The organism is Phenylobacterium sp., from assembly GCF_030693625.1.
Lineage (GTDB): Bacteria > Pseudomonadota > Alphaproteobacteria > Caulobacterales > Caulobacteraceae > Phenylobacterium > Phenylobacterium ferrooxidans.
This window is the reverse complement of sequence record NZ_JAUYAF010000051.1, coordinates 82,164-99,821: the sequence shown is the minus strand read 5'-3', so window position 1 is coordinate 99,821 and position 17,658 is coordinate 82,164. Positions and strand designations below refer to the sequence as shown.

20 protein-coding genes are annotated in these 17,658 nt (G+C 68.8%); 11 read left to right on the top strand and 9 right to left on the bottom strand.

Translation table 11 applies throughout. The annotated features are described in order from the left end of the window. The 4 genes from ahpF to Q8N10_RS10920 form a co-directional block, all read left to right on the top strand. Positions 1 to 1,312, top strand: a 1,312-nt coding sequence (gene ahpF, locus Q8N10_RS10935) for an alkyl hydroperoxide reductase subunit F (protein WP_305663921.1), incomplete at its 5' end; no start/stop codon positions are given. An 89-nt stretch (positions 1,313 to 1,401) separates the two neighbouring features. Then, a complete protein-coding gene (locus Q8N10_RS10930; protein WP_304775359.1) occupies positions 1,402 to 2,298 on the top strand; it encodes a hydrogen peroxide-inducible genes activator in 897 nt (298 codons plus the stop codon). A 97-nt stretch (positions 2,299 to 2,395) separates the two neighbouring features. Continuing rightward, positions 2,396 to 2,800 (top strand): host attachment protein, encoded by a 405-nt coding sequence (locus Q8N10_RS10925; RefSeq protein ID WP_304775356.1) that lies wholly within the window; start codon positions 2,396 to 2,398, stop codon positions 2,798 to 2,800. 123 nt (positions 2,801 to 2,923) lie between these two features. Next, on the top strand, positions 2,924 to 3,493 hold the full coding sequence (locus Q8N10_RS10920; RefSeq protein WP_304775354.1) for a PadR family transcriptional regulator: 570 nt from the start codon (positions 2,924 to 2,926) through the stop codon (positions 3,491 to 3,493). Positions 3,494 to 3,543: 50 nt separating this feature from the next. On the opposite strand, the gene Q8N10_RS10915 is transcribed toward Q8N10_RS10920, so the two are convergent. Continuing rightward, entirely contained in the window at positions 3,544 to 5,610 is a 2,067-nt protein-coding gene (locus Q8N10_RS10915; protein WP_304775352.1) for a prolyl oligopeptidase family protein, read from the bottom strand. An 81-nt stretch (positions 5,611 to 5,691) separates the two neighbouring features. Between Q8N10_RS10915 and dapF the strand changes: the two genes are divergently transcribed. Genes dapF through Q8N10_RS10900 form a run of 3 tightly spaced genes read left to right on the top strand, consistent with a single transcriptional unit; the run spans position 5,692 to position 8,245 of the window. After that, a complete protein-coding gene (gene dapF / locus Q8N10_RS10910) occupies positions 5,692 to 6,519 on the top strand; it encodes a diaminopimelate epimerase (protein WP_370690174.1) in 828 nt (275 codons plus the stop codon). Next, positions 6,516 to 7,784: a tRNA (N(6)-L-threonylcarbamoyladenosine(37)-C(2))-methylthiotransferase MtaB gene (gene mtaB, locus Q8N10_RS10905; protein ID WP_370690173.1), complete on the top strand. Its 1,269-nt coding sequence runs from the start codon at positions 6,516 to 6,518 to the stop codon at positions 7,782 to 7,784. The genes dapF and mtaB overlap by 4 nt, the downstream gene beginning before the upstream one ends. After that, positions 7,781 to 8,245 carry a GFA family protein gene (locus Q8N10_RS10900; protein WP_304775350.1) on the top strand — a complete coding sequence of 155 codons (465 nt, stop codon included), beginning with the start codon at positions 7,781 to 7,783 and terminating at the stop codon, positions 8,243 to 8,245. The genes mtaB and Q8N10_RS10900 overlap by 4 nt, the downstream gene beginning before the upstream one ends. Here the strand turns inward: Q8N10_RS10900 and Q8N10_RS10895 are convergent. Then, positions 8,242 to 8,871, bottom strand: a complete 630-nt coding sequence (locus Q8N10_RS10895) for a trimeric intracellular cation channel family protein (RefSeq protein WP_304775348.1) — start codon at positions 8,869 to 8,871, stop codon at positions 8,242 to 8,244. The genes Q8N10_RS10900 and Q8N10_RS10895 overlap by 4 nt on opposite strands. Before the next feature lie 46 nt (positions 8,872 to 8,917). Between Q8N10_RS10895 and ftsY the strand changes: the two genes are divergently transcribed. The 3 genes from ftsY to Q8N10_RS10880 all read left to right on the top strand — a co-directional run bounded on the left by ftsY (position 8,918) and on the right by Q8N10_RS10880 (position 11,148). After that, positions 8,918 to 9,853 (top strand): signal recognition particle-docking protein FtsY, encoded by a 936-nt coding sequence (gene ftsY / locus Q8N10_RS10890; RefSeq protein WP_304775346.1) that lies wholly within the window; start codon positions 8,918 to 8,920, stop codon positions 9,851 to 9,853. Then, positions 9,850 to 10,437: an inner membrane-spanning protein YciB gene (locus Q8N10_RS10885; RefSeq protein ID WP_304775344.1), complete on the top strand. Its 588-nt coding sequence runs from the start codon at positions 9,850 to 9,852 to the stop codon at positions 10,435 to 10,437. Before ftsY ends, Q8N10_RS10885 begins: the two co-directional genes overlap by 4 nt. A gap of 84 nt (positions 10,438 to 10,521) precedes the next feature. Then, the gene (locus Q8N10_RS10880; protein ID WP_304775342.1) at positions 10,522 to 11,148 is read left to right on the top strand and encodes a MarR family winged helix-turn-helix transcriptional regulator; all 627 of its coding nucleotides are present in this window, start codon (positions 10,522 to 10,524) and stop codon (positions 11,146 to 11,148) included. A 27-nt stretch (positions 11,149 to 11,175) separates the two neighbouring features. Here Q8N10_RS10880 and Q8N10_RS10875 read toward each other — a convergent pair whose 3' ends face one another. The 7 genes from Q8N10_RS10875 to ccmA all read right to left on the bottom strand — a co-directional run bounded on the left by Q8N10_RS10875 (position 11,176) and on the right by ccmA (position 14,777). Further along, on the bottom strand, positions 11,176 to 11,427 hold the full coding sequence (locus Q8N10_RS10875) for a hypothetical protein (RefSeq protein ID WP_304775340.1): 252 nt from the start codon (positions 11,425 to 11,427) through the stop codon (positions 11,176 to 11,178). A 59-nt stretch (positions 11,428 to 11,486) separates the two neighbouring features. Then, on the bottom strand, positions 11,487 to 12,002 hold the full coding sequence (locus Q8N10_RS10870) for a DsbE family thiol:disulfide interchange protein (protein WP_304775338.1): 516 nt from the start codon (positions 12,000 to 12,002) through the stop codon (positions 11,487 to 11,489). Beyond that, the gene (ccmD, locus tag Q8N10_RS10865) at positions 11,999 to 12,154 is read right to left on the bottom strand and encodes a heme exporter protein CcmD (protein WP_304775336.1); all 156 of its coding nucleotides are present in this window, start codon (positions 12,152 to 12,154) and stop codon (positions 11,999 to 12,001) included. The genes Q8N10_RS10870 and ccmD overlap by 4 nt, the downstream gene beginning before the upstream one ends. 1 nt (position 12,155) lies before the next feature. Next, positions 12,156 to 12,884 carry a heme ABC transporter permease CcmC gene (ccmC, locus tag Q8N10_RS10860; protein WP_304775334.1) on the bottom strand — a complete coding sequence of 243 codons (729 nt, stop codon included), beginning with the start codon at positions 12,882 to 12,884 and terminating at the stop codon, positions 12,156 to 12,158. A 64-nt stretch (positions 12,885 to 12,948) separates the two neighbouring features. Then, positions 12,949 to 13,440: a Spy/CpxP family protein refolding chaperone gene (locus tag Q8N10_RS10855; protein WP_304775332.1), complete on the bottom strand. Its 492-nt coding sequence runs from the start codon at positions 13,438 to 13,440 to the stop codon at positions 12,949 to 12,951. Between the two features lie 72 nt (positions 13,441 to 13,512). Continuing rightward, a complete protein-coding gene (gene ccmB / locus Q8N10_RS10850; protein WP_304775330.1) occupies positions 13,513 to 14,178 on the bottom strand; it encodes a heme exporter protein CcmB in 666 nt (221 codons plus the stop codon). Next, a complete protein-coding gene (gene ccmA, locus Q8N10_RS10845) occupies positions 14,175 to 14,777 on the bottom strand; it encodes a heme ABC exporter ATP-binding protein CcmA (protein ID WP_304775329.1) in 603 nt (200 codons plus the stop codon). Before ccmA ends, ccmB begins: the two co-directional genes overlap by 4 nt. Before the next feature lie 177 nt (positions 14,778 to 14,954). Here ccmA and acnA point away from each other — a divergent pair, with 177 nt between their 5' ends. Next, positions 14,955 to 17,651, top strand: a complete 2,697-nt coding sequence (gene acnA / locus Q8N10_RS10840) for an aconitate hydratase AcnA (protein ID WP_305663920.1) — start codon at positions 14,955 to 14,957, stop codon at positions 17,649 to 17,651. Positions 17,652 to 17,658 lie beyond the last annotated feature (7 nt).

Here is a 17,658-nt window from a genome sequence, read left to right as displayed (position 1 = left end):
GGCCCTGCTGCAGGCCGGCGGCCACCCGCCCCGGGTGGAGGCCGAGGTCATCGACCAAGTGAAGGCGCTCGACGCCGACCTCACCTTCGAGACCTATTTCTCGCTCACCTGCCAGAACTGCCCCGACGTGGTGCAGGCGCTGAACCTGATGAGCGTGCTGAACCCGCGAATCCGCCACACCGCCATCGACGGCGCCCTGTTCCAGGACGAGGTCGAGGCGCGCAAGATCATGGCTGTCCCCACCGTCCTGCTGAACGGCGAGGCCTTCGACCAGGGCCGCATGAGCCTGGAGCAGATCCTGGCCAAGCTGGACACCGGCGCGGCGGCCCGTGACTCGGCGAAGATCGCCGCCAAGGGCGTCTTCGACGTGCTGGTGGTGGGCGGCGGCCCGGCCGGCGCCGCCGCGGCGGTCTATGCCGCGCGCAAGGGCATCGTAACCGGCCTGGCGGCCGAGCGCTTCGGCGGCCAGGTGCTGGACACCATGGCCATCGAGAACTTTATCTCCGTGCCCCACACCGAGGGCCCCAAGCTGGTCTCCGGCCTGGAACGCCACGTCAAGGACTACGACGTCGACGTGATGAACCTGCAGAAGGCGGCCAGGCTGATCCCCGCTCGCGCGGCCGGCGACCTCAACGAGATCGTTCTGGAGAACGGCGCGAGCCTGCGGGCCAAGACCCTGATCCTGGCGCCTGGCGCCCGCTGGCGGCAGATGGGCGTGCCTGGCGAGGAGCAGTACCGCAACGCCGGCGTGGCCTATTGCCCCCACTGCGACGGCCCCCTGTTCAAGGGCAAGCGCGTGGCGGTGATCGGCGGCGGCAACAGCGGTGTCGAGGCGGCCATCGACCTGGCCGGCATCGTCGCCCATGTCACCCTGATCGAATACGACAGCCAGCTGCGGGCCGACGCGGTCCTGCAGCGCAAGCTCGCCAGCCTGCCCAACGTCACCATCATCACCTCGGCCCTGACCACCGAGGTCCTGGGCGATGGCGCCAAGGTCAGCGGCCTGGTCTACCGCGACCGCGCCACCGAGAGCCTGCACACCGTCGAACTCGAGGGGATCTTCGTGCAGATCGGCCTGGTCCCGAACACCGAGTGGCTGGAGGGCGCCATCGCGCTCACCCCACGCGGCGAGATCGTGGTGGACGGCCACGGGGCGACCTCCGTCCCCGGCGTGTTCGCGGCGGGCGATGCCACCACCACGCCGTTCAAGCAGATCGTCATCGCCGCCGGCGACGGCGCCAAGGCGGCGCTTTCGGCCTTCGACTACCTCATCCGTCTCCCCACCCAGGCGACGGAGGCGGTTGCGGCCTAGACGCGGGCCCCTTCTCCTCCTCCGGGGAGAAGGGACATGACGGGCTCAATCCCCATTGGGTTTTCGATAGACTGAGCCCATGGTGCCCCATGCTCCCGACCATCCGCCAACTGCAGTACCTCAAGCTCCTCGCCGAGCACGGGGCGTTCGGGAAGGCGGCTGAGGCCGCCCACGTCACCCAGCCCACCCTGTCGGCGGGCATTCAGGAGCTGGAGCGAACGCTCGGCGCTCCGGTGGTGGACCGCGCCCGCTCGGGCGTGATCCTGACGGCGGTGGGAGAGGCCGCGCTTTCCCGCGCCAACACCATCCTCAACGAGGCCGAGGAACTGGTGCAGGCGGCCAAGAACGCCAGCCAGCCCCTGACGGGCCGGTTCCGCCTGGGGGTCATCCCCACCATCGCCCCCTTCCTGCTGCCCAAGGCCCTGCCCCTGCTGCGGTCGCGGTTCCCGAAGCTGCGGCTGTACCTGCGCGAGGACCTGACCCAGCGCCTGATCGGCGCCCTGAAGGCCGGCCAGCTCGACGCGGCCCTGATCGCCCTGCCCTTCGACATGCAGGGCCTGGCCCACGCCCATGTCTCGGACGACGAACTGCTGGCGGCTATCCCGGCCGACCATCCCCTGGCCAACCAGCTGGAATTCCCGCCATCGGCCATGGAGGGGGAGGATCTGATCCTGCTGGAAGACGGGCACTGCCTGCGTGACCACGTGCTGTCGGCGTGCGGGCTGAAGCCTCCAAAGGCCACCGGAGATGAGGAGGCCTTCGCCGCCACCTCCCTGCCCACCCTGGTGCAGATGGTCGGATCAGGTCTGGGCGTCACCTACCTGCCGGCCATGGCGGTGGAGGCGGGCCTGACCTCGGCCGCCCACGTCGCGGTGCGCCACATAAAGGCCGACCACCCCAGCCGGGAGATTGTGGTGGCCTGGCGCTCGGGCTCCAGTCGGGGCGCCGAGGGCCGACTGCTGGCGGAGACCCTGCGGGACGCCTGAGCGGCGGCCCGCAATTGAGCCAGATCATGGTTGGGCCCGACCGGCCGCGTCAGACGTTGCGATCATGGGGTTCTCCCCGATCCATCGGAGCAAGAATATGCAACTACCCAAGGGCACGACCGTCGCCGTCGCGGACGGCGTGACGCTTCACCTCTACCGGAACGGCGGCGACGAGGTTCATCCCAAGCTCACGGCCCTGCCGCCGGCCACCCTGGGCAAGGTCAATCGCAGCTCCGGCGACCATCACTATTCCAGCTCTGCCAACCCGAATGACGGTCAACAGCGCGAGGACGGCTTCGCCGCGGCGACGGCGGCCTGGTTGAACGAGCAGGCCCTGGCCGGCAAGATGGAGCACCTCTACATCATCGCCGCCCCCAAAACCCTGGGCGAGCTGCGCCGCCATTATCACAAGGCCCTGGAGGCCAAGCTGCTGGGCGAACTTGCCAAGGACCTGACCGGTCACGCCATCGGCGATATCGAGACCGCCATCTCCCACGCCTGAGGCGTCCGGGGCGGGTGACGCCGCCCCGGACCACCGGCCGCGATCTATTTCGATATATCGCTATTGAATTCCGATCTGGGTTAGATATATCTGCAATATCGATATGTCTAAATAGGATCGAAAATGCATCGACACTTCTCTCATAAACACGAACATCGCAGTCGTCATGGCTTCGGCGGACACCTGCGCGAACACCTTCGCGGTCATGGTGGACGCGGGGAACGTGGCGGCCGCATCGGCCGGCTTCTGGAACACGGGGACCTGCGGTTCCTGGTCCTGGCCCTGCTGGCCGAGAAGCCGCGCCATGGCTACGAAGTGATGCGCGAACTCGAGGAACGCACCGGGGGCGCCTATCGGCCGAGCCCAGGCGTGATCTACCCCACCCTTTCCCTGCTGGAAGACGAGGGCTTCGTGGTTCCCATCGCCGCCGAGGGTGGACGTAAGGCCTATGAAGCCACGGCCGCCGGCAAGGAGGCGCTCGAGGCCAACCGCCCTTCGGTGGACGCCATCTTCGCTCGCCTGGACGAGGCGGCCGAACAATCCTCCGGCGCCCGTCCCAAATTGCAGCGCGCCATGCAGAACCTCAGCACAGCGCTGCGCCTGCGCATGCAGCGCGGCGGCGTGACCGAGGAGCAGGTGGACGCCATCGCCGCGGCCATCGACGAGGCCGCCTCGAAGATCGAGCGGGTCTGATCAAAGCTTCAGGCGGCGTGACGTTCCGGAGCGGTGATCTCCAGGCATCGTCAGTCCATCAGCTTCTGAGCCAGGTAGACGTAGTGGCGGGCCCAGCGGCGGGCGTTCAGCTCCGGATCGGCGTCGTTGGCGTGACCCCCGAAGGTCTGCTCGTAGTAGAGATAGGGGACGCCCATGGCCTCCAGCCGGGCGGCGAACTTCCGCGCATGGCCGGGGTGGACCCGGTCGTCGCGGGTGTTGGTGGTGATGTAGGGCTCGGGATATTTCACGCCGGCCTTGAGGTTCTCATAGGCTGAGTAGGTCTCGATGAAGGCCCGGTCAGCCGGCACGTCTGGATCGCCGTATTCCCCGATCCACGAGGCCCCCGCCGACAGCTTGTGATAGCGCAGCATGTCGATCAGCGGGCTCTCCACCACGATGGCGTTCCACAGCTCGGGATGCTGGGTCATGGAGACCGTGGTCAGCACCCCGCCGTTGGACCGGCCATAGATGCCGAGCCTGCGCGCCGAGGTGATCTTGCGCGCCGACAGGTCCTTCGCCACGGCGGCGAAGTCGTCGAAGGACAGTTGGCGTTTCTCCCGCAGCACGCTCTGGTGCCAGGCGGGTCCGAACTCACCGCCGCCGCGGATATTGGCGATCACATAGGCGCCACCTCGTTCCAGCCAGATCTTGCCCATTTCCGGCAGATAGATCGGCGGCTTGGCCACCTCGAACCCGCCATAGCCGTACATGATGGTGGGCAGCGAGCCGTCCAGCTTCGCGCCCTTGGGCAGCACCACGAAATAGGGGATCTTCGCCCCGTCCGACGAGGTCGCCCAGTGCTGCTTCACCTCGTGGGTGGCGGCGTTGAAGCGCGCGGGCAGGGTCTTGACCGGGGTCGCCTTGCCGGTCGCCGCGTCGGCCAGCCACAGGCTGGTGGGATCAAGGAAACCCTCGGCGGCGACGAAGACCTGGTCGTCATCCCCAGAGGCGGAGCGCACCGTGAAGGTGGCGTCCTTCGGCAAGGCTAGCCGCGTGGCCGTCCACTTGCCGTCCTTGCGGCCATAGGCTTCGACCGCGCCCTTCACCTCGTCCAGCAGGTTCACGATCAGCCGGCCCTTGGTGTCGTAGACCTCGCTGGTCGCCTGGCGCGGGCCCGGCTGGAAGATCAGCTCCGGCTTGGCGGTCCCGGCCTTCAGGGCCGCAAGGTCGTAGGCGATCAGGGCGCCGGCGCCGAAGCCCTCCCAGGCCTCCTTCAGATCGAAGACCACCTGGCCGTCGACATAGGCCTGGTATTCGGCCCGCCGGGGCAGGGCGACCGGGATCGTCCTGCCGGCGTCCAGCAGCACGAACTCGTTTTCGAAAAAGGTGATCCCCCGGCGGGCCATCAGGCCGTCGGCCCGACCGCCCGCGCCGCGCAGGACGATGGGTGAGACCCCGACGTCACTCTTCAGGCCGCGATAGACCTCGCGGGCCTGGCCGTCGCGGGTCAGGGTCTTGACGACATAGGCATAGCCCGAGGGGGTCTCGTCGCCAGGCGTCCAGATGCGGTCCGCCACCAGGGTGTCGCGGTCCAGCCAGGCCACGTCCTGTTTGCCCTCGGCCAGACGGAAGCCGCCGCTCACGAAGGTCTTGCTGGCGGTGTCGAACTCGCGAACCTCCACCGCGTCTCCGCCGCCGTCGGAGAGCCTCACCAGGCACAGCCTCTCGGCGGGCTTCAGGCAGGTCGCCCCCTTCCAGATCCAGTTCCTGCCCTCGGCCTTGGACAGTGCGTCCAGGTCGAGCAGGGTCTCCCAGGCCGGCGCCTCGCTGCGATAGGAGGCCAGGCTCGCGTGGCGCCAGACGCCGTGGACGTGGGCGTCGTCCTGCCAGAGGTTGTCCACTCCGCCGGCCCGGAACTCCGGCCACGGGATGCGGTCCTTGGCCGTGAAGATGGCTCGCCCCTCGGCGAGGTAGGTCGCGTAGCGGGGATCGGTCTCCAGCCGCTTGGCCGACCTGGCGTTCTGGCCCTCGACCCAGGTGAGAGCCTTGGGCGCATCGACCTCCTCCAGCCAGGTGAAGGGGTCAGCGGGGGTCTGGGCGTGCGCCATGGGAGCCAGCAGCAGAGCGCCGGTCAGCGCGGTCAAAAGCAGCTTCATCGCGCAAATCTAGGACCCGACGGCAGGTCCTGTCTCGCCAAAGGTGATCGGCGGGGATTTCTCGCCTATATAGCCGCCACTATGAGCCGTCCGTTCCTGAAGATGAACGGGCTCGGCAACGACTTCGTCGTGGTCGAGGCCCGATCGGCGCCCTTCGCGCCCAGCGCCGAAGAGGTGCGCGCCATCGCAAGCCGCGAGGGCGGGATCGGCTGCGACCAGATCGTCTCTATAGATCCGTCGACGCGCGCTGACGCCGCCGTCCGCTTCTGGAACGCCGACGGCGAGGAGGTGGGCGCCTGCGGCAACGCCAGCCGTTGCGTGGGCTGGCTGCTGATGGAAGCGTCGGGCAAGGACGAGGCGACCTTCGAGACTCAGGCCGGCCTGCTCACCGCGCGCCGGGCCGGCGACAAGGCCGTCAGCGTCGACATGGGCGAGCCCGGCCTCCATTGGACTCAGATTCCCCTGGAGGAGGAGATGGACACCCGGGGGATAGAGCTCCAGGTCGGCCCCATCGACGCCCCGCACCTGCACACGCCGGGCTGCGTCTCCATGGGTAATCCCCACGTGGTGTTCTTCGTGGACGACGCCGAGACCGCCCCGGTGCGCGAGGTCGGCCCCATGATCGAGCATCACCGGCTGTTTCCTGAAGGCGTCAATGTCGGCTTTGCTCAGATCAAGGCCCGAGACCGCATTCGCCTCAAGGTCTGGGAGCGCGGCGCCGGCCTCACCAAGGCCTGCGGCACCGGCGCCTGCGCGGCTCTGGTTGCGGCGTCGCGCCGTGGCCTCACCGATCGCAAGGCGACCCTCGAGCTGGACGGCGGCGAGCTCGTCATCGAGTGGCGCGAAAGCGACGGCCACGTGATCATGACCGGCGGCCTGGAGCTCGAGTTCACCGGCGTGCTGCCATGACCGACAGCGTCGATATCGTCACCTTCGGCTGCCGCCTCAACGCCTATGAGAGCGAGGTCATCCGGGCCCGCGCCGCCGAGGACGGGCTTTCCAACGCCATCGTCTTCAACACCTGTGCGGTGACCGGCGAGGCCGTGCGCCAGGCGCGCCAGGCGATCCGCAAGGCCCGCCGCGAGCGCCCCGACGCGAAGGTCATCGTCACTGGCTGCGCGGCCCAGATCGACCCCGCCGCCTTCGCCGCCATGGCCGAGGTGGACCTGGTGCTGGGCAACGCCGAGAAGAGCGAGGCCGGCGCCTATGCGGCGAGCGCGCCGGAAGGCCGGGTGCGGGTCAACGACATCATGAGCGTGCGGGAGACCGCCGGCCACCTGATCGACGGGCTGAAGGACCGGGCGCGGGCCTATGTCGAGGTCCAGAACGGCTGCGACCATCGCTGCACCTTCTGCATCATTCCCTTCGGCCGGGGAAATTCCCGCTCGGCCGCCGCCGGCGAGGTGGTGGAGCAGGTCCGCAAGCTGACGGCCCAGGGCTATCTCGAGGTGGTGCTCACCGGGGTGGATATCACCAGCTGGGGCTCGGACCTGCCCGGCCAGCCGACGCTCGGCCAACTCGTGGCCCGCATCCTGAAGCTGGTCCCGGAGCTGCCGCGCCTTCGGCTGTCCTCCATCGACGCCGCCGAAATCGACCCCGACCTGATGCGCTGCCTGGCGGAGGATTCGCGGCTCATGCCCTACCTGCACCTGTCCCTGCAGGCCGGCGACGACATGATCCTGAAGCGGATGAAGCGCCGCCACAGCCGCGCCGACGCCCTGAAGCTGATCGCCGATGTGCGCGCCGTACGCCCGGACGTGGCCTTCGGCGCCGACCTGATCGCGGGCTTCCCCACCGAGACCGAGGAGATGTTCGCCAACACCCTGCGCCTCGTCGAGGAGGGCGGGCTGTCCTTCCTGCACGTCTTCCCCTTCAGCCCGCGTCCGGGCACGCCCGCCGCCCGGATGCCGCAGCTGCAGCGCCCGGTGATCAAGGATCGCGCCGCCCGCCTGCGCGCCGCCGGCCAGCGGGCCCTGGAGCGGCACCTGCAGCGCCAGCTCGGCCGGACAATCACGGGCCTGGTGGAACGCGAGGGCGTCGCCCGGGCCGAGGACTTCACCGAGATCGCCTATGTCGGCGAGGCCGCCGTGGGCGCCATCGTTCCTCTGCGGATCACGGGCCACGACGGGACCCGCGTGCTTGGAACCGTGGCGGTGCTGGAGGCGGCGGAATGAGCGGTTGGTCGGGCGGTTGCCAGTGCGGAGCCGTGCGCTTCCATGCGCAGAGCCTGGGGCGCCCCAGCATCTGTCACTGCCGCATGTGTCAGAAGGCTTTCGGCGGCTTCTACGGCCCCTATGTGGACGCCAACGACTTCACGTGGACCCGCGGGGCCCCGAAGTATTTTCAGAGCTCCAACCTGATCCGGCGCGGCTTCTGCGGCGACTGCGGAACCCAGCTTTCCTTTGAGTCGCCGAAGTGGACGATCAACATCGCCATCGGCGCCTTCGACACGCCGGAGCAAATCGTCCCGGCGCTGCAGGTGGGGACGGAGTCCCGGCTACCCTATGTGAATGACCTGGGCAACCTGCCTGAGCGGGCGCCCGAGGCGGCCAAGAAGATGGCCGAATTCTACGCCGCCCTGGTCAGCTATCAGCATCCCGACCACGACACCGAGGCCTGGCCGCCCCGACCCTAGTCTTCCGGCGTCCCGCGCCCCGGGAAGCCCGGCAGGGCCCAGCCCTTGAGGATGGCGCCGGCGCGGATGGCGAAGGCGGCGGCGAAACCCGCCAGTCCGGCCGGGAAGCCCGGAACCTCGAACATCTGCAGGATGACGAAGACGCCCGCGCCTACGAGGGCGGCGGTGACATAGACCTCACGCCGCAGCAGGATCGACGGCTCGTGGGCCAGGACGTCGCGGATCACCCCGCCGAAGCAGGCCGTCAGCGTCCCCATGACCACGGCGGAGAACGGCGGGGCGCCCAGGGAGGCCGCCTTGGCCGCCCCCACCACGCAGTAGGCCGACAGACCCAGGGCGTCGAACCACAGCAGCACCCGCATCCGCCCCTTGCCCGGCCCGAACACCCAGACCGCCGTGGCTGCGGCTAGGCAGGCCAGGATATAGGCCGGCTTCTGCACCCAGAAGACCGGCGCCCCGATCAGCAGGTCGCGCAGGGTCCCGCCCCCCACGCCGGTCACGGCGGCGAAGAAGCCGAAGGTGACGATGTCGTGCTTGCGCCGCGCCGCGGCCAGGGCGCCGGTGGCGCCGAACACAGCCACGGCCGCATAGTCCAGCCAGGTCAGGGTGGCGGTGAGGGCGTCCATTTCCCATCCTCTATCGCGCACGCCGTGGAGCCGCTAGAAGCCGCCTATGACTGAACCCAAGAAGGGCTGGCTCCAGCGCCTCGCCGGCGGCCTCACGCGGTCGTCCAAGGCGCTGACCGAGCAGGTCACGGCGACCTTCACCAAGACGCCGCTGGACCAGGCCAAGCTCGACGAACTGGAAGAGATGCTGATCGAGGCCGATCTCGGCCCGCATTCGGCCGCCCGCATCACCCAGCGCTTCTCCGACGCCAAGTTCGGCAAGAGCGTCGACGAGATGGAGATCAAGGAGGCGCTCGCCGAAGCCATCGGCGACGAGCTCTCCAGCCGCCAGGGAACCTTCGACCCGCTGTCGGGGCCCAAGCCCTATGTGGTGCTGTTCATCGGGGTCAACGGGTCGGGCAAGACCACGACGCTCGGCAAGATCGCCGCCGACCTGACCGGCAAGGGCGCCAAGGTGCTGGTGGTGGCCGGTGACACCTTCCGCGCCGCCGCCGTCGAGCAGCTGAAGGTCTGGGCCGAGCGCGCCGGGGCCGACTTCATGTCCCGGCCACCCAATTCCGACGCCGCGGGCCTGGCCTTCGACGCCATCGCCAGCGCCAAGGAGAAGGGTCACGACGTGGTCCTCATCGACACCGCCGGCCGCCTGCAGAACAAGCAGGGCCTGATGGACGAACTGCTCAAGGTCATCCGCGTGGTGAAGAAGATCGATCCGGACGCGCCGCACGAGACCCTGCTGGTGCTCGACGCCACCGTGGGCCGCAATGCGCTGGCGCAGGAAAACATCTTCGGTAACCAGATCGGCGTTTCCGGCATCGTCATGACCAAGCTGGACGGCACCGCCCGGGGCGGAGTCCTGGTGCCTGTGGCCCAGGCTTCCGACAGCCCCATCAAACTCATTGGCGTCGGCGAGGGGATCGAGGATCTTCAGCCCTTCAACGCCCGGGCCTTCGCCCGTTCCCTCGTCGGTCTGGAGGACGCATGACCCTTTCGCCTGGCGCCAGGAAGTTCGTCACCGGCTTCGTCGACTACGGATGGCCTGTCGGCTTCGTCATCGCCTATTTCATCACCCGCGATACGGTTCAGGCCACCTGGGGCATGGTGGCCGGCGCGGCCCTGGCCCTGATCGTCGGTTATGTGGTCGAGAAGCGGATCGCCCCCATGCCCCTGGTGGCGGGGCTGATCGCGGTGCTGTTCGGCTGCCTGACCCTGCTCTTCCACGACGACCGCTTCATCAAGATCAAGCCCACGGTGACCTCGGCCGCCTTCGGCCTGTTCCTGATTGGCGGCATGCTACTGCGCAAGAATCCGCTGAAGATCCTGCTGGGCAAGGCGTTCCAGATGCCCGACGAGGGCTGGCGCAAGCTGTCCTGGCGCTACGGGATCTTCTTCCTCTGCGTGGCGGCTCTGAACGAATTCATCTGGCGCACCCAGCCCGACGCGACCTGGGTTCTGTTCCGCTTCCCGGGCCTCTCCATCATCCACATCCTGTTCGGATTCTCTCAGGTCCCGCTGATGATGAAGTACGCCAAGATCGATGAGCCACCGCCGGTGCCCCCGATCGAATAGGCCGTCCACGGACGTGTGTCGTCAAAACGACGTGATCGGCCTATAGCTTTCCGACCTGATCCAATTGGATGGCGGGACCACCTCATGGCCAAGACCAAGTCGGGCGGGCTTCCGGCCCTGGACAAGTCCCCCAGCCACCTGCTGCATCGCGCCCTGCAGCTCTCCCTCGACATTTATTCCGAGACCTTCGAGGCCGGCGGCCCCACCCAGCGTCAGTATGCGGTGCTGAGCGCCGTGGAGGCTCACGAGGGTCTCACCCAGACCGACCTGGTGCGCATCACCGGCATTGACCGATCCACCCTGGCCGACATGGCTGCGCGGATGATCACGAAAGGCCTGCTGGAACGCCAGCGGTCCGCCGCCGACGCCCGGGCCAATGCTGTCAGCCTGACCGCCGCGGGCCGCGAGCTGCTGGAGGACGCCAAGCCCAAGATGGCCGCCGCCGACGCTCGGCTGCTGAAGCTGCTCTCCTCGGGCAAGCGCGAGGGGCTGGTCAGCGTGCTGCGCGACCTGATCGCCGCCGGCGAGGCCGCGGGTCAGCCGCCGGTGGAAAAGACCAGGAAAGTGAAGGCTGAGAAGCCCGCCAAGGTGAAGAAGCCCAAGGCGCAGAGGGCCCCCAAGGCTGAGAAGGCGCCCAAGCCTGAAAAGGCGGAGAAAGCTCCGAAGGCAGAGAAGCCGAAGAAAGAGAAGAAGGCCAAGAAGGCGGCCTGACGCTCCGCGCCCCCTTCGGGCGGCCGGCTAGACCTTGATGTCCAACAGTGAGCCCGGGCGCAGGATGCGCTCCGGCGGATCGGCCGGCAGGTCGGTGGGAATGCGCCCCGCCGGCTGGGGTCGCGGCGCCGGCTGGGACGCAGCGCTCGACAACGGCGCCTGCTGCTGCAGTCCGAGCGCGGCCTCGAAAAAGGCGCGCTGACCGGCGTTGCGGACGGGGTCCGGCCGCTGGACTGGAGCGGAACTCTGCGGGAAGCCGGGTCGGATCGGGAGCGCCACGGGCGGCCTTATGGTTAATGCGCGGCTCAAGCCATCGCGCGAATATGGTCAACGCAAGGTTAACGCGCGCCCTTGGCCCACAGATCCTTGGCGACCTGGGCGGTCAGCGGGCCAGTGTGCTTGGCCAGGATCATCCCGTCGGCCCCAACCAGATAGGTCTCGGGCACGCCGGTGACGCCGAGCTCGATGCCGCCCCGTCCGTCCCGATCCACCAGCCGGGCGACATAGGGATCCCCCAGGCGGTTCAGGAAGGCCTTGGTGTTGTCCGGGGCGTCCTTGTAGGCGATCCCCACCACCGGCACGCCCTGGGCCTTCATCTCGACGAGCACCGGATGCTCGATCTCGCAAGGGGCGCACCAGGAGGCGAAGATGTTCACCAGCAGCGGCCCCCTGGCGGCCTCACGCAGGCGCACCGGCCGGCCATCGTCCAGGGTCGGCAGGACAAGGTCCGGGATGGGCTTGCCCACCAGGGCCTGGGGCTCCACCCGGGGATCGTGCTTGAGGGCGAACAGGCCAAACAGCAGGGCCAGCGCCACCAGGGCGATCAGCGGCATGGCCGCTAGCCAGCGGCTCATGCCTCGCGGTCCTTGGAGAAGGCCTCGGCCTTCCTTCGCCAGCGGCGGGCGCGGTTGAGGCTGCCGGCGATCATCAGGATGAAGACTAGGACTGTCAGCCCGTAGGCGGGCCAGATGTAGACGGCGTAGGGGCCGGGATCGAGGTCGAGCATGTCAGCCTCTCGCCGCGCGCAGGGCGGCGGCCTCGGCGCGGCGGCGCCAGACCTCGGCGCGGATGCGCACCAGCCACAGGGAGCCGAAGGCCGCCATATAGGCCAGGCCCAGCAGCAGCAGGGGATAGAGGTAGTCGACCGTCATGGTCGGGCCGCCCTTGCGGAACACCGAGGCGCCCTGGTGCAGGGTGTTCCACCAGTTCACCGACCAGTGGACGATGGGCAGGTTCACCACGCCTACGAGGGCCAGGATCGCCCCCGCGCGGGCCGCCTTGGTCTCGTCGTCCAGAGAGGCCCTCAGGGCCATGTAGGCCAGGTAGAACAGCAGCAGGACCAGGACCGAGGTCAGACGCGCGTCCCAGACCCACCAGGCGCCCCACATCGGCCGGCCCCAGAGGGCGCCAGTGGCCAGGGCCAGGACGGTGAAGGCGGCGCCCAGCGGCGCCGCGGCCTGGGCGGCGGCGTCGGCGAGCGCGTGGCGGAACACTAGGGCCAGGAAGCTCGCGCCTCCGAGGCAAGCGTAGACGAACATCCCCATCCAGGCGGCGGGCACGTGGATGAACATGATCCGCACCGTGTCGCCCTGCTGGTAGTCCTCCGGGGCGATGAACCCCAACCAGAGGCCGGCCAGGGCCAGGACGACGGCGACGACGCCGAACATGGGCGCGGCCCAGCGCGAGAACGCCATGAAGCGCTCGGGATTACTCAGGAAGGCGGGCGCCGGGATCATTGCCCTGGCGAATTAGACCCCGGCGCCGCTTGGGGCAAGCCGGGGTCGCTTTCTGAACCTAAGTCTAGCCGTGACCGCCGCCCCGGTGACCACCGCCCTTGCCGCCGCGGCCGCCCTTTGGAGGCATCGCGTCGAAGGCCTTCTTCTGGGCGGGCGAGAGCTGGCTGTAGAACCGCATCGTCGCCTCGGCGCGGCGGGCGAACTGAGCCTGACGGTCGGCCATGCGGGCCTTCATCCGGTCCAGACGCTCGGGCGTGGTCATGGCGGCGCGTTCGCCCCGGGCCGCGCGCATCTTCTCGCGACGATCGGCCGGCGGGGCCATGGAGGACACGAAGGCGTTCAGCGCCGGCTCCTGGTTCGGGGTCAGTTGCAGGGTGTCGCGCAGGTGCTGGGCGCGGCGGGCGGCCATCTCGGCGGGATCGCGGTGCGGGCGGTCGCCGCGCTCGTGACGGTGTCCGGCTTCCTGGGCGGCCGGGGCCGGTTGGGCGACGGCCGCGCCGCCGAGGCCCAGGGTCAGGATTGCGCCGCTCAGCAGCATTGGTGTGGTGAATTTCATGGCGTCTCGGACTCCGGAGTTTGTATCCCTCACTCCTTGAACGCGGGGCCCCGCGTTTTCCGTCGCGCGAATTTAGGACAGGGCGTTGCGGCAGGCCGCCGCCATCGCCAGGGGACCCAGCGCCACCGCGGCGGCGGCATAGGCGCAGAGCAGGGCCAGGCCCGGGCGCCAGGGCAGCCCCCCGGCGAAGGCGTCCAGGGCGCCGCCGCCGAAGATCACCGGAGGGACGAACAGCGGCAGTACGATCACCGCCGTCAGCAGGCCGCCGCGCCGGGCTCCGAGGCTCAGAGCCGCACCAATCCCGCCGGTGAAGGCGAAAGCCAGGCCGCCCACCAGGGCGCAGGCGAAGATCAGCGGCGCGAGGCGCGGTTCTGCCCCAAGGGCGATGGCGGCGAGGGGGGCTGCGAGCGCCAGCGGCGCCCCGGTGGCGATCCACTGGCCCAGGCACTTGAGCGCGCACACGATCTCCAGCGGCACGGGGGACAGGACGATCAGGTCCAGCGCCCCGTCCTCGTAGTCCCGTTCGAACAACCGTTCGAGGGACAGCAGGGCGGCCAGCGCCAGGGCGACCCAGGCCATCCCCGTGGCGATGGCCGCCAGGCGCGCGGGCTCCGGTCCGGTGGCGAGCGGCAGCAGGGTGGCGGTTCCAGCGTAGAAGCCGAGCGCCACCAGGGGGCCCCCGCCCTTGCCCCAGGCCAGGGAGACCTCCCGGGTCAGCAGGGCGCCGGCCCGGCTCACGCGCCGATCTCCAGGGTCTTGTGGGGGACGGGCAGGGGGTCGTGGACCGCCGCGACGATCAGGCCGCCCGTCGAAAGGTGGTTGGCCATCACCTGACCGAATCGCCGCCGCCATCCCGCGTCCAGCGGGCTCAGGGGCTCGTCCAGCAGCCACAGCGGCCGGGGAGCGGCGATCAGCCGCGCGAGCGCCAGGCGACGCCTCTGGCCCGCCGACAGCCGCCGGACCTCCAGGTCCAGCAGGGTGGACAGCTCCAGAGTCTCGATGGCCAGGGCGATCGAAACCGCGCCGCCACCGGTCCAGAGGCTCCAGAAGGTCAGCTCCTCGCGGGTGGTTCGCCCCGGTTTCAGACCGTCCAGGTGGCCGATCAGATGCAGGCCCAGCGCCCGTGCCGCGCCTGGGTCCTGGGGCCCAAAGCCAACCGTCCCGGCCTCGCTCTGGACGAGGCCGGCTATGGTCCGCAGCAGGCTGGTCTTGCCCGCGCCGTTGCGGCCGGTGAGGGCGGCGGCCTCGCCAGCGTCGAGGGTCAGGTTCAGGCTTTCAAAAAGCAGGCGCCCGCCCCGTCGGACCGACAGGTTTTCCAGGCTGAGGTGCGAGATCACGACGTCAAACTTCCCACCGCATGGACGTAGGCCGAGCCAGGGGTTATGACGCGCGCGGCCGACGCCGCCTTGGGGGGCGTACGCGGCGCGGGGACGGACGCTGTGTGTCCGTCTCGAAAAGCGCGCGATCCCCGAAGCGGTGGTGTAGCGGCCGTGAACAGAGGAAGGATCCCTTATATGGCGTCGCTCGACAGCCTGAAGACCCGCCGCGAACTGACGGTGGGCGACAAGACCTACGTCTACTACAGCCTTCCCGCCGCCGAGGAAGCTGGACTTTCGGGCGTTTCGCGCCTGCCGGCCTCCATGAAGGTGCTGCTGGAAAACCTGCTCCGCAACGAAGACGGCGTCTCCGTCGGCGGCGACGACCTCGCCGCCGTGGCCGCCTGGCTGGTGAACAAGGGCTCGGTCGAGCACGAGATCAGCTTCCGCCCGGCCCGGGTCCTGATGCAGGACTTCACCGGCGTTCCGGCCGTCGTCGACCTGGCCGCCATGCGCGACGCCATGACGGCGCTGGGCGCCAACCCCGAGAAGATCAACCCGCTGAATCCCGTCGATCTGGTGATCGACCACTCGGTGATGGTCGACCACTTCGGCACCTCCAAGGCCTTCGGCGAGAACGTCGAGCGCGAATATGAGCGCAACATCGAGCGCTACCGCTTCCTGCGCTGGGGCTCCTCGGCCTTCAACAATTTCCGTGTCGTGCCCCCGGGCACCGGGATTTGCCACCAGGTGAACCTTGAGTATCTCGCTCAGACCGTCTGGACCCTGGACGAGGACGGCGCCACCACCGCCTATCCCGACACCGTTGTCGGCACCGACAGCCACACCACCATGATCAACGGCCTGTCGGTCCTGGGCTGGGGCGTGGGCGGCATCGAGGCCGAGGCCGTGATGCTGGGTCAGCCGATCCCGATGCTGATCCCGGAAGTCATCGGCTTCCGCGTCACCGGCGCCATGCCGGAGGGCGCGACGGCCACCGACCTGGTGCTCACCGTCACCCAGATGCTGCGCAAGAAGGGCGTGGTGGGCAAGTTCGTGGAATTCTACGGTCCGGGCCTCGCCGGCCTGACCCTGGAAGACCAGGCCACCATCGCCAACATGGCCCCCGAATACGGCGCTACCTGCGGCTTCTTCCCGGTGACCAAGGCCACCATCGACTACCTCTCGGCCACCGGCCGCGACGCCCACCGCGTCGCCCTGGTGGAAGCCTACGCCCAGGCCCAGGGCCTGTGGTTCGAGCCCGGCGACCCCGACCCGGTCTTCACTGACAGCCTGGAGCTCGACCTGGGTTCGGTCCTGCCGTCCCTGGCCGGCCCCAAGCGCCCGCAGGATCGCGTCCTGCTCTCCGACGCCGCCGCCGAGTTCAAGTCGGCGCTGGGCAAGGAGTTCGGCAAGGCCGACCCGGAAAGCGCCGGTCAGCGCGTGCCGGTGGAAGGCGAGAAGTTCGACGTCGGCAACGGCGACGTGGTCATCGCGGCCATCACCTCCTGCACCAACACCTCCAACCCCTCGGTGCTGATCGCCGCGGGCCTGGTGGCCAAGAAGGCCATCGAAAAGGGCCTGAAGGTGAAGCCCTGGGTGAAGACCTCCCTGGCCCCCGGCTCCCAGGTGGTCACCGACTACCTGAAGAGCGCGGGCCTGACCAAGAGCCTCGACGCGCTCGGCTTCAACCTGGTGGGCTATGGCTGCACCACCTGCATCGGCAACTCCGGTCCGCTGCCGGAGGCCATCTCCGAGGCAGTTCAGAAGGGCGACCTGGTCGCCTGCTCGGTGCTGTCGGGTAACCGCAACTTCGAAGGCCGGGTGAACCCCGACGTGCGCGCCAACTACCTGGCCTCGCCGCCCCTCGTCGTCGCCTACGCCCTGGCCGGTTCCATGAACATCGACCTGGCCACCGAGCCCCTGGGCGAGGGCAAGGACGGCAAGCCGGTGTTCCTGAAGGACATCTGGCCGACCTCGGAAGAGATCGCCACCCTGCAGCGCAAGCACGTCACCCAGAAGATGTTCGCCACCCGCTATTCGGACGTCTTCAAGGGCGACAAGAACTGGCAGGGCATCAAGGTGGCCGGCGGCCAGACCTACGCCTGGGACATGGGCTCCACCTATGTGCAGAACCCGCCCTACTTCCAGGACATGAAGATGGAGCCGTCGCCGGTGACGGACATCGTCGAGGCCCGGGTTCTCTCGGTGTTCGGCGACTCGATCACCACCGACCACATCTCGCCCGCCGGCTCCATCAAGGCGACCTCGCCGGCCGGGGTCTATCTGCGCGAACGCCAGGTTCCCACGACGGAGTTCAACCAGTACGGCGCCCGCCGCGGCAACCACGAGATCATGATGCGCGGCACCTTCGCCAACATCCGGATCCGCAACAAGATCACCCCGGACATCGAAGGCGGGGTCACCAAGCACTTCCCCTCGGGCGACGTCATGGCGATCTATGACGCCGCCATGCGCTACCAGGGCGAAGGCCGTCCGCTGGTGGTGTTCGCCGGCAAGGAATACGGCACCGGCTCCTCCCGCGACTGGGCGGCCAAGGGCACCAAGCTCCTGGGCGTCCGCGCGGTGATCGCCGAGAGCTTCGAGCGCATCCACCGCTCCAACCTGGTGGGCATGGGCGTCCTGCCGCTGCAGTTCCTGCAGGAAGGCTGGCAGAAGCTGAACCTGACCGGCGAAGAGATCGTCACCATCCGTGGCCTGACCGAGCTTTCGCCGCGCCGCCAGCTGACCATCGAGATGTACCGTCCGTCGGACGGCCGCATCGCGCGCTTCCCGGTCCGCTGCCGGATCGACACCCCCACCGAGCTTGAGTACTTCAAGAATGGCGGCGTGCTGAACTACGTGCTGCGCAACCTCGCCCGCACGGCGGCCTAAGGTGTTT

Bases quoted from the DNA above. Each gene is read 5' to 3' on its own strand.
- Q8N10_RS10930 (WP_304775359.1), top strand. From the start codon at position 1,402: ATGCTCCCGACCATCCGCCAACTGCAGTACCTCAAGCTCCTCGCCGAG.
- Q8N10_RS10925 (WP_304775356.1), top strand. From the start codon at position 2,396: ATGCAACTACCCAAGGGCACGACCGTCGCCGTCGCGGACGGCGTGACG.
- Q8N10_RS10920 (WP_304775354.1), top strand. From the start codon at position 2,924: ATGCATCGACACTTCTCTCATAAACACGAACATCGCAGTCGTCATGGC.
- Q8N10_RS10915 (WP_304775352.1), bottom strand. From the start codon at position 5,610: ATGAAGCTGCTTTTGACCGCGCTGACCGGCGCTCTGCTGCTGGCTCCC.
- dapF (WP_370690174.1), top strand. From the start codon at position 5,692: ATGAGCCGTCCGTTCCTGAAGATGAACGGGCTCGGCAACGACTTCGTC.
- mtaB (WP_370690173.1), top strand. From the start codon at position 6,516: ATGACCGACAGCGTCGATATCGTCACCTTCGGCTGCCGCCTCAACGCC.
- Q8N10_RS10900 (WP_304775350.1), top strand. From the start codon at position 7,781: ATGAGCGGTTGGTCGGGCGGTTGCCAGTGCGGAGCCGTGCGCTTCCAT.
- Q8N10_RS10895 (WP_304775348.1), bottom strand. From the start codon at position 8,871: ATGGACGCCCTCACCGCCACCCTGACCTGGCTGGACTATGCGGCCGTG.
- ftsY (WP_304775346.1), top strand. From the start codon at position 8,918: ATGACTGAACCCAAGAAGGGCTGGCTCCAGCGCCTCGCCGGCGGCCTC.
- Q8N10_RS10885 (WP_304775344.1), top strand. From the start codon at position 9,850: ATGACCCTTTCGCCTGGCGCCAGGAAGTTCGTCACCGGCTTCGTCGAC.
- Q8N10_RS10880 (WP_304775342.1), top strand. From the start codon at position 10,522: ATGGCCAAGACCAAGTCGGGCGGGCTTCCGGCCCTGGACAAGTCCCCC.
- Q8N10_RS10870 (WP_304775338.1), bottom strand. From the start codon at position 12,002: ATGAGCCGCTGGCTAGCGGCCATGCCGCTGATCGCCCTGGTGGCGCTG.
- ccmD (WP_304775336.1), bottom strand. From the start codon at position 12,154: ATGCTCGACCTCGATCCCGGCCCCTACGCCGTCTACATCTGGCCCGCC.
- ccmC (WP_304775334.1), bottom strand. From the start codon at position 12,884: ATGATCCCGGCGCCCGCCTTCCTGAGTAATCCCGAGCGCTTCATGGCG.
- Q8N10_RS10855 (WP_304775332.1), bottom strand. From the start codon at position 13,440: ATGAAATTCACCACACCAATGCTGCTGAGCGGCGCAATCCTGACCCTG.
- acnA (WP_305663920.1), top strand. From the start codon at position 14,955: ATGGCGTCGCTCGACAGCCTGAAGACCCGCCGCGAACTGACGGTGGGC.